The sequence below is a fragment of the Streptomyces otsuchiensis genome (assembly GCF_004305975.1).
In the GTDB taxonomy this organism is placed as follows: domain Bacteria; phylum Actinomycetota; class Actinomycetes; order Streptomycetales; family Streptomycetaceae; genus Streptomyces; species Streptomyces otsuchiensis.
Genome location: NZ_BHZI01000054.1, coordinates 1 through 24,229 on the forward strand (window position 1 = coordinate 1; position 24,229 = coordinate 24,229).

A 24,229-nucleotide genomic window follows, 5' to 3' on the forward strand; every position below is an offset into this window, starting at 1 on the left:
GCGCCCGTCCCGAGCGTGCCTGGAAACCCCGGGGCACCGTGCTGCTGACCGGCGGCACCGGGGCCCTCGGACCGCGCCTGGCCCGCTGGCTCGCCCGCGGCGGCGCCACCCACCTCGTCCTGCCCGGGCGGCGCGGGGAGGAGGTGCCGGCCGCGGCCGAACTCCGCGCGGAACTCGCCGCGTCCGGTACCACCCTGGCGATGCCCGTCTGCGACCTCGCCGACCGTGACCAGGTCGAACGGCTCCTCACCGGGCTCGAAGCGGACGGCACGCCCGTCACCGCCGTCGTCCACGCCGCCGCGTACATCGCGCTCGCCCCCCTCGAAACCGTCCCCGTGGCGGCCTACGAGCGCGTGGTCGCCGCCAAGGCAGCGGGCGCGGCGCACCTCGACGCGCTGCTCGACCGGGAGCTCGACGCGTTCGTGCTGTTCTCCTCGATCGCGGGCGTCTGGGGCAGCGGAGACCACGGCGCCTACGCCGCGGCCAACGCCCACCTCGACGCCCTCGCCCAGTACCGGCGTGGCCGCGGCCTGCGGGCGACCACCGTCGACTGGGGCATCTGGCGGGCCGGGGCACCGACCGGGGAAGGCACCGCGCCCACCGACGACACCGGCCTCTTCAACCTTGAGGAGCACGGCCTGCCCCGGATCGACGACACACGGGCGCTCGGCGCGCTCCAGCACGCCCTCGACCACGACGAGACGCTGGTGACCGTCGCCGACGTCGACTGGAAGCAGTTCGCCCCGGTGTTCACCTCCCGCCGCCCCAGCCCGCTCCTGAGGGCACTCCCCGAAGCCCGCCGCGCCCTCCAGGGACAAGGCGACACCGACGCCCCGGCCGCCTCCGAACTGCGGCGGCGGCTCACCGCGTTGCGGCCGGCCGCCGAGCAGGACCGGCTGCTGCTCGACCTGGTCCGCGGCCACGCCGCCGCCGTCCTCGGCCACGACCGCGCCGAAGCCGTACCGCCCGCCAAGGCGTTCCAGGAACTGGGCTTCGCCTCCCTCACCGCGGTCGAACTCCGCAACCGCCTCAACAGGGCGACCGGCCTGCGGCTGCCGTCCACCCTCGTCTTCGACCACCCGTCGGCCGCCGTACTCGCCGCCCACCTGAAGGCCCGCCTGCTCGGCGCGGAGGAGACGGCGGACGAGACGGCGTCGGAGGCGGCGGCGTCGGCGGAGGGCTCCCGGCCCGAGGCCACCGACGAGCCGATCGTCATCGTCGCCATGGGCTGCCGCCTGCCCGGCGGAATCACCTCGCCGGAGGAGCTCTGGCAGCTCCTCGCCGACCGGGGCGACGCGGTCACCGGGTTCCCGACCGGGCGCGGCTGGGACCTTGAGGCGCTCTACGACCCCGATCCGCAGCACCCGGGCACCTCGACCACCCGGCGCGGGGGATTCCTGCACGACGCCGCCGACTTCGACGCCGCCTTCTTCGGTATCTCGCCGCGCGAGGCGCTCTCCATGGACCCGCAGCAGCGGCTCCTGCTGGAGACCTCCTGGGAGGCCCTGGAACGCGCCGGCCTGGACCCCGAGACGCTGCGCGGCAGCCGCACCGGTGTCTTCACCGGCGTCAACTACAGCGACTACGGCGCCGCGGTGGCCCGTTCCGCCGAGGGCGAGGGCCATCTGCTGACCGGCAGCGCCCCCAGCGTCGTCTCCGGGCGTGTCGCCTACACCCTCGGCCTGGAGGGCCCGGCGGTCACCGTCGACACCGCCTGCTCGTCCTCCCTGGTGGCCCTGCACCTGGCGGCCCGCGCGCTGCGGGCGGGGGACTGCTCGCTGGCCCTGGTCGGCGGCGTCGCGGTGATGGCGACCCCCGGAGCCCTCATCAGCTTCTCGCGGCAGCGCGGTCTCGCGGCCGACGGCCGGTGCAAGGCGTTCGCGGACGACGCCGACGGCATGGGCATGGGCGAAGGAGCGGGTGTGCTGCTCGTCGAGCGGCTGAGCGAGGCCCGCCGCCGCGGCCATCCCGTCCTCGCGGTGCTGCGCGGCTCCGCCGTCAACCAGGACGGTGCCAGCAACGGCCTGTCGGCCCCCAACGGGCCCAGCCAGCAGCGCGTCATCCGCGCCGCCCTGGCCGACGCGGGCCTGTCCGCCGCCGACATCGACGTGGTGGAGGCCCACGGCACCGGCACCACCCTGGGCGACCCCATCGAGGCGCAGGCGCTCCTGGCCACCTACGGCCGGGACCGGCCCGAGGGGCGGCCCCTCCTGATCGGCTCCCTGAAGTCCAACATCGGCCACACGCAAGCCCTTTCCGGCGTCGCGGGCGTCATGAAGACGGTGCTGGCCCTGCGCCGTGCCACCGTCCCCGCGACGCTCCACGCCGAACGGCCCACCACCCACGTGGACTGGACCGAGGGCGAAGTCGCGCTCGTGACCGAAGCCGAACCGTGGCCCGAGACCGGCCGGCCGCGCCGCGCGGGCGTGTCCTCCTTCGGGCTCAGCGGCACCAACGCCCATGTCGTCCTGGAACAGGCGCCGGAGCAGGCGGCACGGGAGCCCGGGGCACTGGAGCCCGGACCAGCACGCGAGGCGCCGGTCGTCCCCTGGTGCCTGTCGGCCCGGTCCGCGGAGGCGCTGCGCGACCAGGCCGGGCGCCTGCTCCACCACCTGACCCGGACCCACCCGGCCGACGCGGCGGACATCGCCCTCTCCCTCGCGGGACGCACCGCCTTCCCGCACCGCGCCGTCCTCGTGGGCGGCCACGACCGGCTGCTGCCCGCGCTGGAGGCATGGGCCGCGGGAGCCGGCCCCGCCGCCGGCGGCGTCGCCGAACCGGACGGGCGCACCGTTCTGATGTTTCCCGGCCAGGGTTCGCAGTGGACCGGCATGGCCCGCCAACTCCTTGAGGAGTCAGCCGAATTCGCCGACGCCCTGCACGCCTGCGGGGACGCGCTCGCCCCGTACGTCGACTGGTCGCTGCTGCACGTGGTGCGCGACGGCGGCGGCCTGGACCGCGTCGATGTGGTGCAGCCCGTGCTCTTCGCCGTGATGGTGTCCCTCGCGCGGCTGTGGCGGGCGTACGGCGTCGTCCCGGACGCGGTGGTGGGGCACTCCCAGGGAGAGATCGCCGCCGCCGTGACGGCCGGGGCGCTGACACTGGAGGACGGGGCGAAGATCGTCGCCCTGCGCAGCCGTGCCATCGCCCGGCACGCCGGGCACGGCGGCATGGTGTCGCTCGCGGTACCGGAGCCACGAGCCGTCCAGCTGATCGCGGCCTGGGAGGGACGCCTGTCGGTGGCGGCCGTCAACGGGCCCTCGGCGGTGGTGGTCTCCGGAGACGCGGACGCCCTGCACGAGCTCGTGGAGGCGAGTGAGGCGGCAGGCGTGCGGACCCGGCGCGTCGACGTCGACTACGCGTCCCACTCCGCCCACATGGAAGCCCTCGAAGCCGAACTCACCACCGCCCTGGCGGACATCGAGCCCGTCGCGGCGGACGTCCCGCTGTACTCCACGGTGACGGACGGCTGGCTGGACACGACGACGATGGACGCCCACTACTGGTACGCCAACCTCCGCCGGACCGTGGGCTTCGAATCCGCCGTCCGTGCCCTGGCCGCCGCCGGCCACCGCAGGTACCTGGAGGTGAGCCCGCACCCGGTCCTCGTCCCGGCCGTGGAGGAGACCCTGGAGTCGGCGGGTGCCGAAGCGGCCGTGCTCGGCACGCTGCGGCGCGACGAGGGCGGCATGGAACGGCTGCTCCTCTCCCTCGGCGCGGCCTGGGCGCACGGCGTACCCGTCGACTGGGCGCCGCTGTTCGCGGGCACCGCCGCCCGCCGCGTGGAGCTGCCCACCTACGCCTTCCAGCACCGGCCCTACTGGGCGGTTCCCGCACCGGACACCGGCGGCGACGTCACGGCAGCGGGCCTCGGCACGACCGGACACCCCCTCCTGGGCGCGGCCGTCGAGCTCGCCGACACCGGCGAGACGCTGCTCAGCGGACGGATCTCGGCGCGCACCCACACCTGGCTCGCGGACCACGCCGTGTCGGAGATCGTGCTGCTGCCCGGAGCCGCGTTCGTGGAGCTCGCCGTCCGCGCCGGGGACGAGGCCGGATGCCCCGTCCTGGAGGAACTCACGCTCCAGGCCCCGCTGGTACTGCCCGCGACCGGCGGCGTGCGGCTCCAGGTGAGGGTCGGTACCCCGGACGTCACCGGCCGTCGCACCGTGGACATCCACGCACGGCCGGACGCCGCCGACGCGCCGTGGACGCCGCACGCCTCCGGTGTACTGGCCGAAGCAGCGGGCGAAGAGGCCCCGGCGCGGGAGGCGAGCCGGCCTCCCGCCGGCTCCGAGCCCGTCGACGTCCAGGACCTCTACGACCGCTTCGCCGCCGCCGGATACGGCTACGGCCCCGCCTTCCGGGGGCTGCGCGCGGCCTGGCGGCACGGCGACGACCTGTACACCGAGGTACGCCTGGCCGAGGACCAGCACGCGGCGGCCACCGCCTTCGGCATCCACCCCGCCCTGCTGGACGCGGCGCTCCAAGGGCTGTGGCTGGCACCCGGCGCCAGCGCGGGACCTGAGCCGGCACCGGGCACCGCACGGCTGCCGTTCGCCTGGACCGGGGTGACCCTGCACGCCTCCGGAGCCACCGCACTGCGCGTCCGCCTCTCCCCGGACCCCGACGGTGGCCTCTCCCTCACCGCTCACGACCCCTCGGGGCGGCCGGTGATCACGGTGACCGGACTCGCCGTCCGGCCCGTCGACGCCGACGCGCTGCGAGCCGCCGCGGCGCCGGCGGCCGACGGCTCCCTGTACCGCCTGGAGTGGTCGCCCCTGCCCACCCCGGCAACCGGCCCCGTTGCGACCGGCCGCCTGGCCGCCCTCGGCTCGGGCATCCCGCTGCCCGAGACCTACCCGGACCTCGCCTCCCTCGCCGCGGCCGTCGACGGCGGGGCACCTGTGCCCGACGTGGTCCTCGTGCCGTGCGCCACGGCCGACGGGGACGACGCGCCCGCCGTACGGGCCGTGGTGGGAACCACCCTCGCGCTGCTCCAGAGCTGGCTCGCCGACGACCGGTTCACCGACACCCGTCTGGTGTTCCTCACGCGCGGCGCCGTACGCACGGGACCGGGCGACAGCCCGAGCGACCCAGCGGGCGCGGCGGCGCGCGGCCTGGTGCGCTCGGCGCAGCACGAGCACCCCGGCCGCTTCGTCCTCGTCGACGCGCCGGACCGGGAAGACGCGGTCGCCCTGCTGCCCGCCGGCCTGGAGCTCGACGAACCCCAACTGGCCGTACGCGGCGGCAGACTGCTCGCCGCCCGCCTCACCCGGGTCCCGGCGGAGGAACCGGCCGGCCGCCCCGCGCCGTTGGACCCCGACGGCACCGTCCTGGTCACCGGCGCCGGCGGCGTACTCGGCGGGCTCGTGGCCCGGCACCTCGCCGCCCGGTACGGGGTGGGACACCTGCTCCTGGCCGGGCGGCGCGGGGCCGACGCGCCCGGGGCCGCGGCGCTCCTCGCCGACCTCCGGCGCCTCGGCGCCGAGGCGCGGTTCGCGGCCTGCGACGTCGCCGACCCGGCCGCCGTCGCGGAGCTCTTGGCGGGCGTGCCGGCCGACCACCCCCTGACCGGCGTCGTGCACGCCGCCGGTGTCCTCGACGACGGCGTCGTCACCTCGCTCACCCCCGGCCGTCTCGACCGCGTCCTGCGGCCCAAGGTCGACGCGGCCCTGGCCCTGCACGAGGCGACCCGCGGCCTTCCGCTCTCCGCGTTCGTCCTCTTCTCCTCCGCGGCAGGCGTCATCGGCAACGCGGGCCAGGCCAACTACGCCGCCGCCAACGCCTACCTCGACGCCCTGGCCGAGCGCCGCGCCGCCGCGGGCCTGCCCGCCCAGTCCCTCGCCTGGGGTCTGTGGGAACAACGCAGCGAGATGACCGGCACCCTTGACGGGACCGGACTCGGGCGGATGGCACACGGCGGTGTCGCCGCGCTCTCCGACAGCCAGGGCCTGGCGCTGTTCGACGCGGCGCTGCGCCTCGGCGACGCCCTGCTGGTGCCCGTACGGCTGGACACCGCGCGGCTGCGCGCGGGCGCCGCACGCGGCCCCGTGCCGCCGCTGCTGCGCGGCCTGGTGCGCGGCGCCCGCCCCCTCGCCGCCGCGGCCGACGCCGCTCAGGCGGCCTCGCTGCGTGACCGGCTGGCGCCCCTGGGCGCGGAGGAACGCGGGGAGCGGATCGAGGAGCTGGTACGGGGCCGGGTCGCCGACGTCCTCGGGCACGGCGGCCCCGAGGCGATCGACCCGGAGCAGGCGTTCAAGGACCTCGGGTTCGACTCCCTGACCGCCGTCGACCTCCGTAACCGGCTGAACGCCGCCACCGGCCTGCGCCTGCCCGCCACCCTCGTCTTCGACCACCCCACCCCGGCCGCCACGGCCGCCTACCTGACCACCCGCCTCGCCCCGGCTGCCGAACCCGCCGAACCGTCCGAACCCGCCGAACCGTTCGAACCCGCAGCGCCCGACCGCCCGGACGGCGACCGGGAGCTGCGACGCCGGCTCGCCGCCGTCCCGGTGACGCGCCTGCGCGAGGCCGGCCTGCTGGACGCGGTGCTCCGGCTCGCCGAGAACGACAGCGGGGGAGCGGACCCCGCGGGAGCCGAGCCAGCGGGAGCCGGCCGCCCGGGAACGGACCTCGCGGACGACCCCGACGCGATCAGGGAGATGGAAGCGGACGACCTCGTGCGGATGGCACTTGGCGGCGGCGAGCGTGCCTGATCCGGCGCGGAAAGAAGGGAAGAACATGTCCACGGACCGAGTGGTCGAGGCCCTGAGGGCCTCTCTCCTCGACAACCAGCGCCTGCGCCGGGAGAACAGCAGGCTCGCCGACGAGGCCGACGAGGCCGACGGAGCCCGCGAACCGATCGCCGTGATCGCGATGAGCTGCCGCTTCCCCGGCGGTGTCGACTCCCCCGAGGACCTGTGGGAGCTGCTGGTCAAGGAACGGGACGCCGTCACCGGCTTCCCCTCCGACCGGGGCTGGGACCTCGACCGCGTCTTCGACGACGACCCGGACGCGCCGGGAACCTCGTACACGCGCGAGGGCGGATTCCTCCACGACGCCTGCGCCTTCGATCCCGGCTTCTTCGGGATCTCGCCCCGCGAGGCCCTCGCCATGGACCCGCAGCAGCGCCTCCTGCTGGAGACCTCCTGGGAGGCGATCGAGCGCGCGGGCATCGATCCCCTCACCCTCAAGGGAAGCCGCACCGGCGTCTACGCGGGCGTCATCTACAGCGAGTACGGCTCCCGCCTCGCGCGCGTACCCGAGGAACTGGAGGGCTTCCTCGGCACCGGCTCCATCGCCAGCGTCGCCTCCGGCCGCGTCGCCTACACCCTGGGCCTGGAGGGGCCCGCCATCACCCTGGACACCGCCTGTTCCTCCTCGCTCGTCGCCCTCCACCTCGCGTGCCAGGCCCTGCGGGCGGGCGACGCCACCCTGGCACTGGCGGGCGGCGTCACTGTGATGGCGACGCCCGGCTTCTACGTCGGCTTCAGCAGGCAGCGCGGTCTCGCACCGGACGGCCGCTGCAAGTCCTTCGCCGCCGCCGCCGACGGTGCGGGCTTCGGCGAAGGCGCCGGCATGGTCCTCCTGGAGCGCCTCTCGGACGCCCGCCGCGGCGGTCACCCGGTGCTCGCCGTGATCCGCGGCTCCGCCGTCAACCAGGACGGGGCGAGCAACGGCCTGACCGCGCCCAACGGCCCCGCCCAGGAACGCGTCATCCGCCAGGCCCTGGCGAACGCCGGACTCACCCCGGACGAGGTCGACGCCGTCGAGGCACACGGCACCGGCACCGTGCTCGGCGACCCCATCGAGGCGCAGGCCCTGCTCGCCGCCTACGGGCTGCGGCGGCCCCCGGAGCGGCCCCTGTGGGTCGGCTCCCTCAAGTCGAACCTCACGCACACCCAGGCCGCCGCCGGAGTCGGCGGCGTCATCAAGACGGTCCTCGCCCTCCGTCACGGGCTGCTGCCCCGCACCCTGCACATCGACCGGCCCACGGCGCAGGTCGACTGGACGGAGGGCGCCGTCTCCCTGCTCACCGCCGCGACGCCGTGGCCCGACACGGGCCGCCCACGCCGCGCCGGGGTCTCCTCCTTCGGGGCCAGCGGCACCAACGCCCACCTCCTCCTGGAGCAGGCACCGGAGGAACCGGCGGCCGAGGGCGAGGAGTACGACGGCCCCGTCGCGTGGCCGATCTCCGCCAGGGGCCCGGCGGCACTGCGCGGACAGGCCGCCGCCCTGCACGCCCACGTCCTGGCCGACCCGGCCGCGCGCCCCGCCGACATCGGCCTCTCCCTGGCCACCGGCCGCTCCCGGTTCACCGAGCGTGCCGTCGTCGTGGGCTCCGGCCGCGCCGAACTCCTCGACGCCCTCGGCGCGGTGGCGCGCGGCGACCTCCTGGCCGACGGCGCCACCGGAACCGCCCCGCGCGGCGGCCGCAAGGCGGTGTTCGTCTTCCCCGGGCTCGGCGCCGAGTGGCCCGGCATGGCGGCCGGACTCCTGGCCGCCTCCCCGGTGTTCGCCGCCCGCGTGGCCGACTGCGAGCGGGCGTTCGCCCCGTACCTCGACTGGTCGCTGAGCGCGGCGCTGCGCGGCGCGCCGGGCGCCCCGGCCCTGGACCGCGTCGAGCATCTGCAGCCCGCGCTGTTCGCCGTGATGGTCTCGCTCGCCGCCGTGTGGCGCGCCCATGGCGTCGAGCCCGCGGCGGTCGTGGGGCACAGCCAGGGGGAGGTCGCGGCGGCGTGTGTCGCCGGAGCCCTCACCCTGGAGGACGCGGCGAGGGTGTCGGCCCTGCGCAGCCGGGCGCTGGCCGGCGTCACCGGCGCGGGCGGCATGGCCACCCTGATGCTGTCGGGGGAGGAGACCGAGCGGCTCCTGGCCGAGCGCGGCCCGGAGGTGACGGTCGCGGCCGTCAACGGCCCGCGGGTCGTGGTCGTCGCGGGCCCGTCCAGGGCCGTCCGTGAGCTGGTCGCGGACCTGGCGGCGCGGGACGTCATGGCCTGGAACATCCCCGTCGACTTCGCCTCGCACTCCGGCGCCGTCGACGCCGTACGGGACGAACTGAGCACCGTGCTCGCCGGCATCACCCCGCGCACGCCCCAGGTGCCGCTGCTCTCCGCCGTCGACGCCGACTGGCTGACCGCCGACCGGATCACCGCCGGGTACTGGTACCGCAACCTGCGCGAGCCGGTCCGCTTCCACGCGGCCGTGCGGCGGCTGCTCGACGCCGGCCACCGCACCTTCCTGGAGGTCAGCCCCCACCCCACGCTCACCTACGGCATCGCGGACACGGCGGCCGACGCCGGCCGCCACGACGTGGAGGTCGTCGGCACCCTGCGTCGCGACGAGGGCGGCCGGCGCCGGTTGCTGCTCGCCCTGGGCGAGGCGTACGCGGCCGGCCTCCCGGTCGACTGGCGGCCCGCGTTCGAGGGGACCGGGGCGCGCCGCGCCGACCTGCCCACGTACTCCTTCCAGCGGCGGCGCTACTGGCTCGACGCGCCCGCCCCCGGCGGCGACCCGGCCACCGCCGGGCAGAGCGACCCCGGGCACCCCCTGCTCGGCGCCGCCGTCGACCTGCCGGGCGGCGGCACCCTCTTCACCGGGCGGCTGTCGACGGCCGCCCGTCCGTGGCTCGCCGACCACGCCGTCTCGGGCACCGTCCTGCTGCCCGGCGTGGCCTTCCTGGAGATGGCGGCCCACGCCGGCGGCCTGCTCGAGGGCAGGCAGGTCGAGGAGCTGACCCTCGCCGCCCCGCTGGTCCTGCCCGCCGCCGACGAGGCCCTGGGCGTCCAGCTACGCCTCACCGTCGAACCCGTCGACGAGCACGGACGCCGCGCGATCGCGTTCCACTCCCGGCCCGAGGAGGCGCTGGGCCAGGACTGGACCCAGCACGCGAGCGGGCACCTCGCACCCGGCACTGCGGAGGTCCCCGCGCCTGCCCCGTCCACCGTCTGGCCGCCCGAGGGCGCCCGGCCGCTGAGCGTCGACGACCTCCACGACGCCCTGGAGTCCAGGGGCGTCGCGTACGGCCCCGCCTTCCGGGGCCTGCGCTCCGCCTGGGGCCACGGCGAGGACATCCTCGCTGAAGTGACCCTGCCCGACGGCCTGACGGACGACTTCTCCGTGCACCCCGCGCTGCTCGACGCGGCCCTCCAGACGGCCGGCCTCCGTGCCGCGGCGGCGGGAGATGACGGCGTGCCGCTGCCGTTCTCGTGGAGCCGGGTCACGCTCGGCCCAGGTGCGGGACGCACCCTGCGCGTCCTGCTGCGCACCGCGGGCACCGACGGCACCGAGGGCTCCGACGCTGTGAGCGTGCGCATCACCGGCGAGGACGGCCGGCTCGTCGCGGACATCGGGTCGCTGACCCTGCGGACGGCCACCTACGACGGTCCGCGCGCCCCGGACCGCTCGCTCTACCGCGTCGACTGGGTCCCGGCTGAGCAGCCTCCGACGCCACCCGCACACCGCCGGTGGAAGGTGCTCGGGGAGCACGACGCCCGGCTGCTGCCGGAAGGGTTCGGCGCCACGACCCGGGCGGCCGACGGGCCGGACGCGGTCGTCCTGCCCTGCCCGCCGCCGGGCGGAGCCGGCACGCCCGAGGCGGTGCACGCCGCCACCGCGACCGTACTGGGCCGCGTGCGCGGCTGGCTCGCGGACGCCGCGTCCGCAAGCGTCCCGCTGGTCGTCCTCACCCGGGGCGCCGCCGGGCCCGGCGAGGAGCCCGTGGACGCCGCCTCCGCCGCCGTCTGGGGCCTGCTGCGCTCGGCCCAGCTCGAACACCCCGGCCGGTTCGTCCTGCTGGACACCGACGACCCGGCGGCGACGGCCGAGCACCTGGCCACCGCTCTCGCCACCGACGAACCCCAACTCGCGCTCAGGAAGAACACGTTGTACGCACCGAGGCTGGTCCGTGCCGCGCCGGCCCCCGGAAGCGGTGCGGGGCTGTTCGACCCGGACGGCACCGTCCTGCTCACCGGCGGGGGCGGCGTGCTCGCCGGCATCCTCGCCCGCCACCTCGTCACCCGGCACGGCGTACGCCATCTGCTGCTTCTCGGGCGCGCGGGCGCCGACAGCCCCGGAGTGGCCGAACTGGACGAAGAGCTGCGGGAGGCGGGCGCCGACGTGACCGTCGCGGCCTGTGACGTCGCCGACCGCGAAGCCCTCGCCCAGCTCTTGGCCGGGATCGCGGCCGAACACCCGCTGCGTGCCGTCGTGCACACCGCGGGCGTCCTCGACGACGGCCTGCTGGAGTCACAGACCCCCGAACGGCTGAGTGCCGTGCTGCGGCCCAAGGTGGACGGCGCCCACCATCTGCACGACCTCACCCGGGACGCGGAGCTGACGGCGTTCGTCGTCTACTCCTCGGCCGCCGGAGTCCTCGGCAGCCCCGGCCAGTCCACGTACGCCGCGGCCAACGCCGCACTCGACGCCCTCATGACACGGCGGCACCGCCTGGGCCTGCCCGCCACCTCACTGGCCTGGGGCCTGTGGGAGCAGCGGACCGGCCTGACCGCCAACCTGTCCGTCACCGACCTGCGGCGCATCCGTCGCAGCGGCGCGCGCGGCCTCACCGCGTCCGAGGGCACGGCGCTGTTCGACAGCGCGCTCGCCCACTCCGCGGCCGGCACGCCCGTTCTCGTCCCCGTCCACCTCGACCTCGCCGCCTACCGCGGCCAGACCGTGCCACCCATCCTGCGCTCCCTCGTCAGAGCACCGGCCGCGCCCCGCGCCGGCGCCGACAGCACGCGGCTGCGGCAGCGCCTCGCCACCGCCGCCACCGAGGAGCACGGGCCCATCCTGCTCAACCTCGTCCTGGGCCAGGCCGCCGACGTGCTCGGCCACGCCCCGTCCGATGTCCTGGGCCCGGACGACGCGTTCCTCACCGTCGGCTTCGACTCACTGACCGCGGTCGAACTGCGCAACCGGCTCGCCACCAGCACCGGCCTGCGCCTTCGCCCCACCGCCGTTCTCGACAGCGGCACCCCGGCCCGCCTCGCCGAGCTGCTGCGCACCGAACTGGCCACGGCGTCCGCACACGAGGCCCGGCCCGCGACCGGGCGCACCGCGAGCACCGATCCCGTCGGCACCCTGTTCCGGCAGGCGTGTGAACTGGGACGGGTGGACGAGGGCATCGCCCTGCTCAAGCACGCCGCCGCCCTCCGCCCGGACTTCCGCACCGGAGACGAACTCCTCGCCGCGGCGGCCAGACCCGAGCTGCTGCGGCTGTGCCGCGACGACAGCGCACCGCAGCTGGTCTGCTTCGGCTCCGTCGTCGCGCTCGGCGGCGCGCACCAGTACGCCCGCTTCGCCGCCGGCTTCCGCGACCGCTACGGCGTCAGCGCACTGGCGGCCCCCGGGTTCCTGCCGGGTGAACCCGTCCCGGCCGAGATGTCCGCACTCCTGGACTTCCAGGCACGCACCCTGCGTGCGGAACTCGGCGACCGGCCCCTCGTCCTGACCGGCTCCTCCTCCGGCGGCACCCTCGCGCACGGCGTCGCGGCCCGCCTGGAGGAACTGGGCGCCGGCCCGGCCGCCGTGGTGCTGCTCGACACCTATCTCTCGGACAACGAAGGGATGACGCAGTTCAACGACGTACTGATCGGCGGAATGTTCGCGCGCGAGGAACGGGCCGCCCCCATGGACGGCACCCGGCTCACCGCCATGGGCCGCTACTTCCGCCTGCTGGAGCGCTGGACGCCTCCCGCCGTGAAGGCACCCACCCTCCTCGTCCGCGCCGCCGAACCGCTCGGCGCACCGGACCCCGCCGCGGGCGACTGGCGCGCGACCTGGCCGACCGCCCAGAGCGTCGTCGACGTACCCGGCGACCACTTCTCCCTCATGGAGGAACACGTCGGCACCACCGCCAGGGCCGTCACCGACTGGCTCGGCACCGTCCTCACCCCCGTCGCCGGCACCACCGCACCCCGACGTCCCACCAGCACCCAGGAGAGAGGCGCATGACGCGAGCACCGCACACCGCCCCCGACCCGCACCCGGCCGCCGGCCCCCACCGGATCGCCGTCCTCGGCGCCGGGGTCATGGGGGTGGGCATCACCGCACTCGCCCTCGGACACGGGGTACCGGTACTCCTCGTCGACCTCGACGAGGAGCGGCTCGACCGGGCCCGGGACGACATCGACCGGGAGCTGCGGATGGCCCAGCTGATGGGCCGCCTCCCGGCCGCCGCCGACACCCGGGCTCTCCACCTGGCCACCACCACCGACGGCGTCGGTGACGCCACCGCCGTCGTCGAGGCCATCACCGAGATCGCCGAACTCAAGGCCAAGGCGCTGGCCGACATCTCGGCCCGGGTGCGCCCCGGCACCCCGCTGATCTCGAACACCTCATCCATCCCCATCGACGAACTGGCCGGCCACGCGGAGCGCCCCGAGGACGTCGCCGGCACCCACTTCATGAACCCGCCCTATCTGATCCCGACCGTCGAGGTCATCCGGGGAGCCCGGACCGGCGAGAGCACCATGGCCGCGGTCGGCGCCCTGCTCGACGTCCTGGGCCGCAACCAGGTCGTCGTGAGAGACGCCCCCGGGTTCGTCACCAGCCGCGTCCTGCACCCCATGATCAACGACGCCGCCCGGGTCGTGCAGGAGGGCACCGCGACGGCCGAGGCCGTCGACGCCCTCATGGAGGGCTGCCTCGGACACCCCACCGGCCCACTGCGCACCGCCGACCTGATCGGCATCGACAACCTGGTCGACTCACTGCGCGTTCTGCACCAGCACACCGGGGACGAGGGCTCCCGCCCCTGTGAACTGCTGCTCGACAAGGTCCGGCAGGGCCAGCTCGGCCGCAAGACCGGCCGCGGATTCTACGCATACCAGGAGGAGAACCGATGAGCAGCTTCGACACCGGGGCCACCGGGACCACCGAGGCCAACGAGGCCACCGAGAAGGAGATCCTGCGCTTCCTGGAGGCGCGGACCAAGCGCCCCTGGAAGACCGACACCGACCTCTTCGCCTCCGGCGGACTCTCCTCGCTGTTCGCGATGGAACTCGTCGTCCACCTGGAGAAGACCTTCGGCATCTCCATCCGCGGCGCCGACCTGCGGCTGGACAACTTCCGCACGGTCACCTCGATGACGGCACTCGTGGAGCGTCTCCGTACGGCGGCCGCCGGAGGAACCGCCGATGCGTGACCTGCCGCTGAGCGACTCGCCCGCCCCGGACCGCGAGCTCTCCCCGGACACTCAGCTCTCATCGGGCGGGGAGAACTCACCGGGGGAGCCGGCCGCCATGGTGACCGCCCTGGTGGCCGGTGAGGCCGACGGCTGGGACCGTGCGGGGCTGCTTCCCGTCGCCCTGCTGCGCAAGCTCGGCGCCGCCGGGTGGCTGTGTGCCCAGGTCCCGGACGCGTACGGCGGGCGTGGCCTCTCCAGCGCCGCCGGTGGCGCGTTCACCGCGCACGTCGGCAGCCTGTGCAGCTCGCTGCGGTCCGTGATGACCTCGCAGGGCATGGCGGCCTGGACCGTCGAGCGCTTCGGCACCGACGAGCAGCGTACAGCGTTCCTGCCCCGGCTCACCGGCGGCGACCTCGCGGCGGCCGGGTTCAGCGAACGCGGCGCCGGAAGCGACCTGTCCGCCATGACGACCCGGGTGCGCCGTGAGGGCGACACGGTCGTCCTCGACGGACACAAGGTCTGGGTCACCGCCGCGCACTACGCCGACCTGCTCGTCCTGTTCGGCAGATACAGCGAGGCCGGCGAGGACGACGGCGATGCGGGCGCGGACGACGCGGGCGAGGCGGTGGCCGTCGTCGTCCCCGCCGACACCCCCGGCGTCCGCGTCACCCGCGTGGCCGATCCGCTCGGCTGCCGCGCGGCCGGGCACGCCGACATCACCCTGGACGCCGTGCGGGTCCCGGCCGCGCACGTCCTCGGCGGCTCACCGCTGCCGTTGCCGCTGCTGGTCACCACCGCCCTCGCCTACGGCCGCATGTCCGTGGCCTGGGGGTGCGTCGGCATCCTGCGCGGCTGCCTGACGGCTGCCGCCCGGCACGCCGTGACGCGCGAGCAGTTCGGTGTCCCCCTGGGCGAGCACCAACTCGTCGCCCGCCATCTCGCCGAGCTGCTCGTCGCCGAGCAGACCGCCACCCGGGCCTGCGAGCACGCCTCGCGCTGCTGGGACGAGGGCTCACCGGAACAGGTCGTCGCCGCCGTCCTGGCCAAACACATCAGCGCGGGCAACGCGGCCCGCGGTGCGGCCACCGCCGTCCAGGTACTGGCCTCTGCCGGAGCCCGGGACGGGCATGTGGTGGCCCGCGCCCACCGTGACGCCAAGCTGATGGAAATCATCGAAGGCAGTAACGAGATGTGCCAGCTGATGCTGGCCCGGCACGTCCTCGACCGGACCGTGTGAAGGGAATCGCAGTGACGACCACCGGAGCGAACACGCCCGCGGCGAACACGGCGGCGGCGAACACGGCGGTGACCGCGCCCGCGGCGAACCTGGTGGGGCAGGGCCCGCCGGGCGCGCACTCCAGCCCCGTCTTGAAATGCCTGGTCTGGGACCTCGACAACACCCTGTGGCAGGGGACCCTCCTGGAGGACGACGAGGTGACCCTGCCGGACGCGATCCGCGACGTCGTCGTGGAACTGGACTCGCGCGGCATCCTCCAGTCCGTCGCCAGCAAGAACGACCACGAGACGGCGTGGGCACGCCTGGAGAGCCTCGGCATCGCCGAGTACTTCGTGCTGCCCCGGATCGGCTGGGGCCCCAAGTCGGACTCCGTGCGGCAGATCGCCGACACACTGGGATTCGCCCTGACCACCATCGGCTTCATCGACGACCGGCCCACCGAACGCGCCGAGGTGGCCTACCACCTGCCCGAGGTCCGCTGCTACGAGGCCGAGTCCGCGCAACTCCTGCCTGCGAGAGCGGAGTTCACGCCTTCTTCGCAGACGGTGGACTCCCGGCGGCGACGCCAGATGTACCAGGCGGGCTTCCGGCGTGAGGCCGCCCGAGCCGAGGCCGACGGGCCGGACGAGGAGTTCCTGCGCACGCTGGAGCTGGAGCTGCGAATCGGCCGCGCCACCGACGAGGAGCTGTCGCGCGTCGAGGAACTCACGCTGCGCACCAGCCAGATGAACGCCACCGGCGTGCACTACTCCGACGGCGACCTGCGCCGCCTGCTCACCGACCCCGGCCACGAGATCCTGGTGGTCACCCTCACCGACCGCTTCGGCCCGCACGGCGCGATCGGCGTCCTGCTCCTGGAGCGCCACCCCGAGACATGGCACCTCAAACTCCTCGCGACCTCGTGCCGCGTGGTGTCGTTCGGCGCGGGCGCGACGATCCTCAACTGGCTCATCGACGAGGCGGCCCGTGCGGGCACCCACCTGGTGGCCGACTTCCGGCCGACCGAGCGCAACCGGATGATGGAGATCGCCTACCGATTCGCCGGCTTCCTGGACGACGACCCGTGCTCCTGCGCGGCCGCCCTCCCACCGGGAGCTGCCGACGGCCTCCAGCGCCTGCATCTGCGGCCCGCGCCGAGACCGGCGTCAACGACGACCAGAGTGAGCGCGGTCGCTCTGGCCTGACTCGGCCGGGACGGCCCCGGTACGCGCGACGCGAACCGAGGCCGCCCCGGCCCCGCGCTCAGCGTTTACGGACCAGAGTGATGCCGTCCGCCATCGGAAGCATGGATATGTCAACGCGCTCGTCCGTGGCGAGCGCCGAATTGAGCTCGCGAACGGCCACGGTGTCGGCGTCGTCGAATTCCGGGTCCGCTACGCGTCCGAAGTACAGCGTATTGTCGATGACCAGAAGACCGCCACTCCGGGTGAGATCGAGCGACTTCTCGTAATAGGTCCGGTAGTTGGTTTTGTCGGCGTCGACGAACACGAGATCGAAAGCTCCGGCGCCCCGCTCCGCCAACAGCTCGTCCAGGGTGTCCGTCGCGTCCCCGACGCGCAGCTCGATCCGGTCATCGAGGCCGTCCCGCCTCCAGAACGCGGCACCGACCTCGGGCCACCGGTCGGTGATGTCGCACGTCACGACCGAGCCGTCGGCGGGCAGGGCCCGGGCCATGCACAACGCGCTGTACCCGGTGAAGGTGCCGAGTTCCAGCACCGACCGGGCTCCGGTGAGCCCGACGAGCAGGGCCAGCAACTGACCCTCCTCCGCCATGACCTGCATGCTCGCACCACCGGGCAGCCGCGCCGTTTCCTCCCGCAGCCCTCTCAGGATCTCGTCGTCACGAAGGGACACATCCCTGACGTACGCGAGGAGAGTGTCGGTGGAATCCGTCTGATGGGCCATGAGGGCAACCCTCGTCTCCTGGCTGTGCGCGAAAAGGGGGCAACGCTTTCACGACCGTAACAGCGAATACCGGGGCCGGGACCTGAATCATCCGGGCAATGGCGAAAGATGTCCGATAACCCGCCGCGCTACGCGTTTCGCGCCCTTGTGTGCCTGTGTTGTCGACTGCCGGTTGTGCGTCTTCCTCCGGTGAAGGTCCGTCACGAGACCGCGCGTGACACCCGACTCCCCGCGCCCCGCACGACATGGCCGGCGGCGCGGGCGCAGCGCTTCGACGCGGTCAGCGGTGGCGGTGGCGGGGTCCGCGGCCCGGTGGCGGTCCGGCGGCTCTCCCAAGTCGTGGCGGGGCAGGGCGATGGCCGGCCGTTCGCCCGCGCGGCGTCCAAATCGCGCGACAGCGCCCGCGAGCTGTGGCAGCCTCACCCGCGATGACACAACGAAGCGCTGTGCCAACGAGGTTGGGACGAAGGAACGCCGGCCGCCCCTCCTGGACTACGCCCGTGACACGCGGGCGAGGGGTGAGGGCGTGTCCGAGGAAGGCGCCCGCAAGGCGACGCTTCCGTCTCCAGCGCTGATCACGACGTGCGGGCTGACCATTCACCTCGCGGCGGCCGAGGCGCCCACACCCACCACACCCGTGCCTCACCGGACGTGCGGCGTCCACCCGCGCCACCCACCCACCGACCGTGCCACACGTCGTCCGAGCGGCACCGAACAAGGAGAAACATGGCTCACATCGCCTTCTTCAACTTTCCGGCCGTCGGCCACGTCAACCCCACCCTCGGTGTGGTCGAGGAGCTGGTGAAGCGGGGCCACCGGGTCACCTGCACGGCGACGGAGTTCTTCGTCCCGGCCATCAAGGCCGCCGGCGCCACGCCCATCGTCTACGAGTCGCCGTTCGGAGAGTTCTACCGAAGCCCGTACAACGACGAGATGATGGCGGGCGAGGGCCTGCGCTGTCTCGACGAGGCCATCGCCCTCCACCAGCAGGTCAGCGGTTACTACGGCGACGACCGCCCTGACGTCGTCGTGCACGACTTCATGGCCTGGGGCGCCCGCTTCTACGCCTCCGAGCACGAGCTGCCCGCCGTCCGGCTCTTCCCGTCCTACGGCGTCAGCGAGACCTTCAACATCGCGGCGAAGTACCCGTGGTCGGCGCCCGACGACCCCAGGATCCTGGAGATGATCGAGCGGATCACCGCCCTGCTGCCCACCTTCGGCCTGCCGGGCGACATGGGCGCCTTCGTCACCGACGTGGCGGAGACCGGAGTCATCTTCCTGCCGCGCGAGTTCCACTACGAGGGCGATACCTTCGACGACCGCTTCGTCTTCGCCGGCCCCAGCATCAAGGACCGCTCCACCTTCCAGGGCTCCTGGAAGCCGAAGTCGGCCGAGCGGCCCGTCCTGCTGATCTCCCTCGGCACCGCCTCCACCGGCTGGCCGGAGTTCTTCTCCCTCGCGCTGCAGGCGTTCGGCGACTCCCACCGGGACGTGGTCATGGCGCTCGGCGACCACATCGACCCCGCTGATCTGGGGGACGTGCCGGCCAATTTCGAGATCCGGCGCCACGTCCCGCAGCTCGACGTGCTGCGGCACGCCGATGTCTTCCTGACACACGCGGGCATGAACAGCACCATGGAGTCCCTGTACCACGGTGTGCCCATGGTCGCCGTGCCGCAGATGAACGAGCAGCGCGCCAACGCCCTGCGCGTCGAAGAGCTGGGCCTCGGCCGCCACCTGCCGCGCGAGGAGGTCACCGCGGAGAGCCTGCGGGCCTCCGTGGACGCCGTCGCCGCCGACGCGGCGGTCGCCGAGCGCGTACGCGCCATGAAGGAGGCGCTGCGCGCCGTCGACGGCCCCGCCGTCGCCGCCGACGCCGTGGAGCGCCGCATCGTCGCCAACGGCTGACCGTCGCGCTTCCGTGCGGTCCGCCCGGCGGTCCGAGAGGGCCGCGGCGGATCCGGCGGTCAGTGGACGGCGCCGCGCACCGCCTGCGGCGTCCCGTTCAGCTCAGGGGCGGTTCGTCGAGCGCGGCGATGCGCGTGGGGAGCACGTTACGACGGCACCCGACGGTCTCACCCGGTGGACCGCTGCGGGGAGCGGAGGACGAGCAGGGTGATCTCGCTGGGCGCGAAGACGCGGAACGGCGGGCCCCAGAAGCCGGTGCCCCGGCTGGTGTAGAGGAGGGTGCGGGCGCCGTGGTGGCTGAGACCGGCGACGGCCGGCTGGTCGAGCCGGACCAGGTGGTGGAAGGGCCAGATCTGGCCGCCGTGGGTGTGGCCCGAGAGCTGGAGGTCGACGCCGTGGGCCGCCGCGCGGTCGACGAACGTGGGCTGGTGGGCCAGGAGGAGGACCGGGAGGTCGGCATCGGCGCCGTCGAGCGCTCCGGCGAGGTGGGCGCGGTGGCCCGCCAGCCCGGATGACTCGGCGGTGACGTCGTCGACGCCGGCGACCACCAGGGTGTCACCGCCGCGTTTGAGCAGCAGATGACGGTTGCGGAGCGGCTCCCAGCCCAGCTCGTCCATCAGGTCGACCCAGCCCTGGGCCTCGCTGTAGTACTCGTGGTTGCCGGTGACGTAGACGCGGGCCCGGGTCGCCCGCACGGTGCCCAGCGGGGCGGCCTGAGCGCGGCGCCGTTCGGCCGTGCCGTCCGCGATGTCGCCGGTGTGGCAGACCAGGTCGGCCTCCAGGGTGTTCACGGTCTCGCAGACCCGTTCCGACCAGCGGGCGCGATCGAGCGGGCCGTAGTGGGTGTCGGTGATCAGGACGACCCGGGTGCCGTCCAGTCCCGCTCCCAGACGCGGGAGTCGCACGTCGAGCCGGCGCACGCGCGGCACACGTCTGGCCTCGGCGTACCCCCAGGCCAGCAGCACGGCAGCCACGCCGAGGACGGCCCAGGTGACGATGCGCGCCCTGTCCTGTCCGTCACCGACACCGGCCACGGTCAGGGCGAGCCGTAGCAGGACGCCGAGAAGGACGGACCAGGTGAACAGGACCCAGACGCCGCCCAGCAGCGTGTCACCGACGATCGCCGCCCGGTCCTCCTGGCGCCGGCCGTGGCCGCGCACCATCGCGAGCGGCATACCGACCAGGCCGAGGGCGAACAGCGCCGTGCCGGTCAGCGCGACGGGAAGCGGCCAGTGCTGACCGGTGTGCAGCAGTACCCAGCACGGAACGGCCCACAGCAGGACGGGGGCGACCAGGGGGAGGTAGCGCATCAGGCGCTGCACTCGGCTCCGTGGCTCCCCTTCCGCCGCTCCGGCGGCGGATCGGGTGTCGCTGGTCTCGGTCACGCTTCCTCCTGAGGTTCTGTCGGGCGGATCGTGCCCGGAGTGGAGCCGGGCGGTGGCCCGGCAGGGTCTTCGTACCGGCCGTCCGCCAATGGCCCTGGGGTGAGCCGCCGCCCATGCCCTGATTCCCGCTCCGGGCTCAACCGCCCGAGTCTCCTGGACAACCCATTGTCCGTCGTCGCGTTCCTTGCGGGCCCGCAGGTTCCGGTGGGTCCCCCACCGATGGCAACACGGTGCGTGCCGCGGAGGGGTCCGGCCTGCCCGAAGGCTCATGTCGGCGTGCTGCCCTGAGTCGCGGTCCGGGGTCGCCCTGAAGGGCGTGGCGCGGCCACCCCGCGGACCCACCGTGTGCACAGGGCGCACCGGGAGTATCGACCGCGTTGCGATCCCCAAGCGGCCACTGCCCCGGGGCGGTTCACTCGCGTAGGTTCTGCGGAGCGCACGATTCGAGTGATCTGAGGAGCGTGAGGCACATGGCAAGCCCAGTGGTTCCCGACATGGATGACAGTGCGCCGGCGCCCGCGGGATCGGGCCCGCGGCGGCGATCTCGTCTTGACCGGGCCGGGCTCCGTGCCGATCTGCGTGCGACCCTGCCGGACGCCACTCTGGCACTCCTGGCCACCGGGCTCATATTCGTCTGGCTGTGGGTCCGGGTGGAGAACGGCACCTCTTCCACGGTCGAGGTGATGCCACACCTGGCCGACCCGCAGCACTGGATGTACTGGCTCTGCCAGGCCTTTGGATGGTCCGCCCTGCTGTGGGCCTACGTCACCGTACTGCTGGGCCTTCTCCGATCCGGCAGCAGACCGCCGTGGACCTGGCTGACCGCCACGCGCGCCGAGAAGCTGCACCGCACCACCAGCCTGACGACCATCGCGCTGATGTTCCTGCACGCCTTCATGCTCTTCCTGGAGTTCGTCCGCTCCGATCACGCGGACTCCGGCTCCTGGGTCGGGCGCGTCGGCTCCGCGTTCGCCGAGAGCTTCGTGCCGGGCTACTACCCCTCCGGGACCGGCCGCCTCGCCATCCTCATCGGTCTGCTCGCCTTCTACCTGGCGATCCCCCTGAGCCTCGCGTACTACTTCCGCCACGCCACCGGGGCGCGCATGTGGCGGGCTCTCCACCGCTTCATCATCGTGGTCTACGTGCTCAGCGTCTGGCACACGCTGCTGTACGGGACGAGCGTCTGGTTCGACGGCGCCTTCCGCACGCTGGTGTGGGCGCTCCAGGTCCCGCTCGGTCTGCTGTTGCTGCTGCGTCTGGTCCGGCCGGCGCGGCCGTCGGAGCGGTTGCGGCCGGGGGACGGACGCCGGCGGGGGTGGCCCACGGTCTCCGCGCGGCTGCTGGGCCGACTGTGCGTGGTGGCCGCGGTGGCAGGGCTGCTGGCAGTGGTGGTGTCGGGTGTGGACGGTGGCCGGACACCGGGCGGCACCTTGCCGGGCACCTGGCCCGAGCCCTGGGTCCTCTGGGTGGGCCTCGCCGCGCTGACGGCGATCGTCATCGCCACGGCGTACCGCCTCCGGCCTTCCCGCAAACCCGGTCGGCGGTCCTCGCCGGCGCGGTCGGAAGCGGAGAACACCGCGGGCGAGGGGGCCACCGGGCACGGTCCGGCCGACTGACCCGTCCGCTCCGTCGCTGACAGTTCCGCTCATCTTGGTGTGCCCGGCGGTCGCGCCACCCGCTCACCTCTCAGCGAGCGCGGATCACCGGCCCCCGGGCCTCATGACGTTCTTGCCGGGCTCCGTCGCACGTGTGGCCCTCCGGTCAGCCACGGCCGGCCGGAGGCCCCGGCGCGCACGCCGGCGGTCGTGCCCTGGGGCGGCGGCTGACCTGGCGTCGGCGTGGCCGACGCGAAGGGATCGACCGGGGCCGCCGACCCCGATGCGCAACCCCCGGACCCGGTTCCACGCAGAGGGGTCTGTTCCGTGTCCGGGGGCGTCGGCCGAAGCGCGCCCGTGACCTTCGTCGCCGCCTCCTGCGGCTACGCCCCGGGGCGGCAGCAAGTGGCAGCCGCTCTGCAGCATCCGGACAACGGGATTTCTTCCAGCGGCCGTTGTCCGCTGGCATCGTAATGAGTGCCGGAGAAGCGCCGGAGAAAAAGGTCAGGGAGAAGCGAGCATCATGCGGAACCCGGTCCTGACCGGTGAACAGCCATCGGTCGGGAGAGATGAATTCACCTGGATCACCATCGGTTATCCGTCTCTCTCGTGATCACGCATCATCACCCAGGAAGGTGAACGCCATGCTCAATGGAATCGAGGGAAAGCTGGAGGGAATCGAACCCCTCCACGAGGACTACCAGGGCATGGCCCGGGAGACCGGCCTGCCAGTGCTGTCCACGCCGGTCACCGCGTCGGTGACGATCATCACCTGCGGCCAGCGGGTCACCGTCGCCGGCAGCCGTGAGCCCGAGATCCTCTGACGGCGCTCACTCCACGCACCACCCCCGGCCGCGGCCCCCGGCCGGCCCGGGGGAGCGCCACCGCACCACCGCGCCACCGTCAACCAATCCACGTTTTCCGAAAGGACATCCCCATGCGTGAGAACAAGCTGGTTCAGAACATCAACGGTGCCGACCTGGGCGGCCTCGCCGAGGACACCGCGGGTGAGACCCGTGGGCAGGGCGCGGCCGTGCTGGCCACCCCGGCCGTCTTCACCGCGGGCGTGGTGATCGGCATGACCGTCACCCTGGCCGCGGGCTCCCGCGAGCCCGTCATCAGCTGACCCGGCGTCACCACCGAGACCCACCACCAAACCCACCACCGAACACCACCGAAAGGCAGACAGACATGCGCGAGACGAAGATCGCCCAGCACCTGGACAGCTCCGACCTGGGTGACCTCCGTGAGAACAGCGCCGGTGAGAACCGGGGCAAGGGCTCCGCGGTGCTGGCCACCCCGGCCATGTTCACCGCGGGCGTGGTGATCGGCATGACCGTCACCCTGGCCGCGGGCTCCCGCGAGCCGGTCATCAGCTGAACAGGGGAGATCAACCGCCGTTCGGCTGGACGACGGTCGACCCCCACCACCTCAGGAGCCGACTCGCGTGACACCCCGGGGAAGTGCCCCGGGCCTCGCCCGCCCCGGCCTCCCGCGAGAAGCAGCGCCGAGACCGGGCGCTCACGGTTCCCCGAAGCGGTGCAGTGACCGCTGAGGGCGACGCGCCGGCCCGGTCCGGACGGCCACCACGGCCGCCCGGACCGGGCGGGGCACCGCGGCTGTGTGCCGGCGTCATCCTTGCCGTCCCCCGGCCTCTTCCCCCCGTCGCTCCCACATCTCCCTTCTCTCACCCGCGCGCAATTCTCCCTACGCGCTCCGCTGTGACGGCCGACCCGTATCCGCCGGGCCCCAGATGTGCGAGCCATCTTCTGCGGTACCTCTCTTCCTTTCTTTTAGAGCTCGTAACACGATCATGGTGTGGCCTTCTTCAGGCGTCTGAAGCAGATGAGTGAGCAGGCGAGGGAGACGAGTGCGTCGTGGAGGTCGAGTCGGCGTTCCCATCGGGTTGCCAGGCGCTTGAAGTGGTGAAGGAGGGCGAAGGTCTGCTCGACGACGTAGCGGAGCTTGCCCAGGCCGTGGATGTCTGCCTGGCCTTTGCGGGAGATGACCGGGAGGATGCGGCGTCTTCGCAGTTCGCGGCGGTTGGGGTTGCTGTCGTAGCCCT

Annotated in this window: 13 protein-coding genes and 1 pseudogene; 11 read left to right on the plus strand and 3 right to left on the minus strand. The window is 73.9% G+C overall.

What is annotated here, in order from left to right; all coding sequences use genetic code 11:
* The 6 genes and pseudogenes from E0D90_RS07740 to E0D90_RS07765 all read left to right on the plus strand — a co-directional run.
* A partial coding sequence (locus E0D90_RS07740; protein WP_130797126.1) for a type I polyketide synthase occupies positions 1–6,719 on the plus strand: 6,719 nt, incomplete at its 5' end.
* Between the two features lie 25 nt (positions 6,720–6,744).
* Positions 6,745–12,960 (plus strand): annotated as a pseudogene (locus E0D90_RS07745) (type I polyketide synthase); the annotation flags it as partial.
* A complete protein-coding gene (locus E0D90_RS07750; protein WP_103502991.1) occupies positions 12,957–13,853 on the plus strand; it encodes a 3-hydroxyacyl-CoA dehydrogenase family protein in 897 nt (298 codons plus the stop codon). The pseudogene E0D90_RS07745 and the gene E0D90_RS07750, both read left to right, overlap by 4 nt.
* Positions 13,850–14,152, plus strand: coding sequence for an acyl carrier protein (locus tag E0D90_RS07755; RefSeq protein ID WP_130797128.1), 303 nt, complete (start codon positions 13,850–13,852; stop codon positions 14,150–14,152). Before E0D90_RS07750 ends, E0D90_RS07755 begins: the two co-directional genes overlap by 4 nt.
* A gap of 97 nt (positions 14,153–14,249) precedes the next feature.
* Positions 14,250–15,371, plus strand: a complete 1,122-nt coding sequence (locus tag E0D90_RS07760) for an acyl-CoA dehydrogenase family protein (protein WP_130797133.1) — start codon at positions 14,250–14,252, stop codon at positions 15,369–15,371.
* 131 nt (positions 15,372–15,502) lie between these two features.
* Complete coding sequence (locus E0D90_RS07765) at positions 15,503–16,555, plus strand: HAD-IIIC family phosphatase (protein WP_130797134.1); 1,053 nt, start codon at positions 15,503–15,505, stop codon at positions 16,553–16,555.
* A 58-nt stretch (positions 16,556–16,613) separates the two neighbouring features.
* On the opposite strand, the gene E0D90_RS07770 is transcribed toward E0D90_RS07765, so the two are convergent.
* Positions 16,614–17,276, minus strand: a complete 663-nt coding sequence (locus tag E0D90_RS07770; RefSeq protein WP_130797129.1) for a class I SAM-dependent methyltransferase — start codon at positions 17,274–17,276, stop codon at positions 16,614–16,616.
* A 726-nt stretch (positions 17,277–18,002) separates the two neighbouring features.
* Between E0D90_RS07770 and E0D90_RS07780 the strand changes: the two genes are divergently transcribed.
* Positions 18,003–19,184, plus strand: a complete 1,182-nt coding sequence (locus tag E0D90_RS07780) for a macrolide family glycosyltransferase (RefSeq protein ID WP_130797130.1) — start codon at positions 18,003–18,005, stop codon at positions 19,182–19,184.
* Positions 19,185–19,351: 167 nt separating this feature from the next.
* Here E0D90_RS07780 and E0D90_RS07785 read toward each other — a convergent pair whose 3' ends face one another.
* Positions 19,352–20,569 carry a metallophosphoesterase gene (locus E0D90_RS07785; protein WP_130797131.1) on the minus strand — a complete coding sequence of 406 codons (1,218 nt, stop codon included), beginning with the start codon at positions 20,567–20,569 and terminating at the stop codon, positions 19,352–19,354.
* A 470-nt stretch (positions 20,570–21,039) separates the two neighbouring features.
* Here E0D90_RS07785 and E0D90_RS07790 point away from each other — a divergent pair, with 470 nt between their 5' ends.
* The 4 genes from E0D90_RS07790 to E0D90_RS07805 all read left to right on the plus strand — a co-directional run bounded on the left by E0D90_RS07790 (position 21,040) and on the right by E0D90_RS07805 (position 23,544).
* Positions 21,040–22,185: a ferric reductase-like transmembrane domain-containing protein gene (locus E0D90_RS07790; protein ID WP_227870068.1), complete on the plus strand. Its 1,146-nt coding sequence runs from the start codon at positions 21,040–21,042 to the stop codon at positions 22,183–22,185.
* Positions 22,186–22,808: 623 nt separating this feature from the next.
* Positions 22,809–22,988 carry a hypothetical protein gene (locus E0D90_RS07795; RefSeq protein ID WP_103529471.1) on the plus strand — a complete coding sequence of 60 codons (180 nt, stop codon included), beginning with the start codon at positions 22,809–22,811 and terminating at the stop codon, positions 22,986–22,988.
* Positions 22,989–23,101: 113 nt separating this feature from the next.
* Positions 23,102–23,290, plus strand: coding sequence for a hypothetical protein (locus tag E0D90_RS07800; RefSeq protein ID WP_103502972.1), 189 nt, complete (start codon positions 23,102–23,104; stop codon positions 23,288–23,290).
* A 65-nt stretch (positions 23,291–23,355) separates the two neighbouring features.
* On the plus strand, positions 23,356–23,544 hold the full coding sequence (locus tag E0D90_RS07805) for a hypothetical protein (RefSeq protein WP_103502973.1): 189 nt from the start codon (positions 23,356–23,358) through the stop codon (positions 23,542–23,544).
* A 431-nt stretch (positions 23,545–23,975) separates the two neighbouring features.
* Here the strand turns inward: E0D90_RS07805 and E0D90_RS26515 are convergent.
* Positions 23,976–24,229 (minus strand): transposase (locus tag E0D90_RS26515; protein WP_369008419.1); only part of this gene is annotated, 254 nt, incomplete at its 5' end.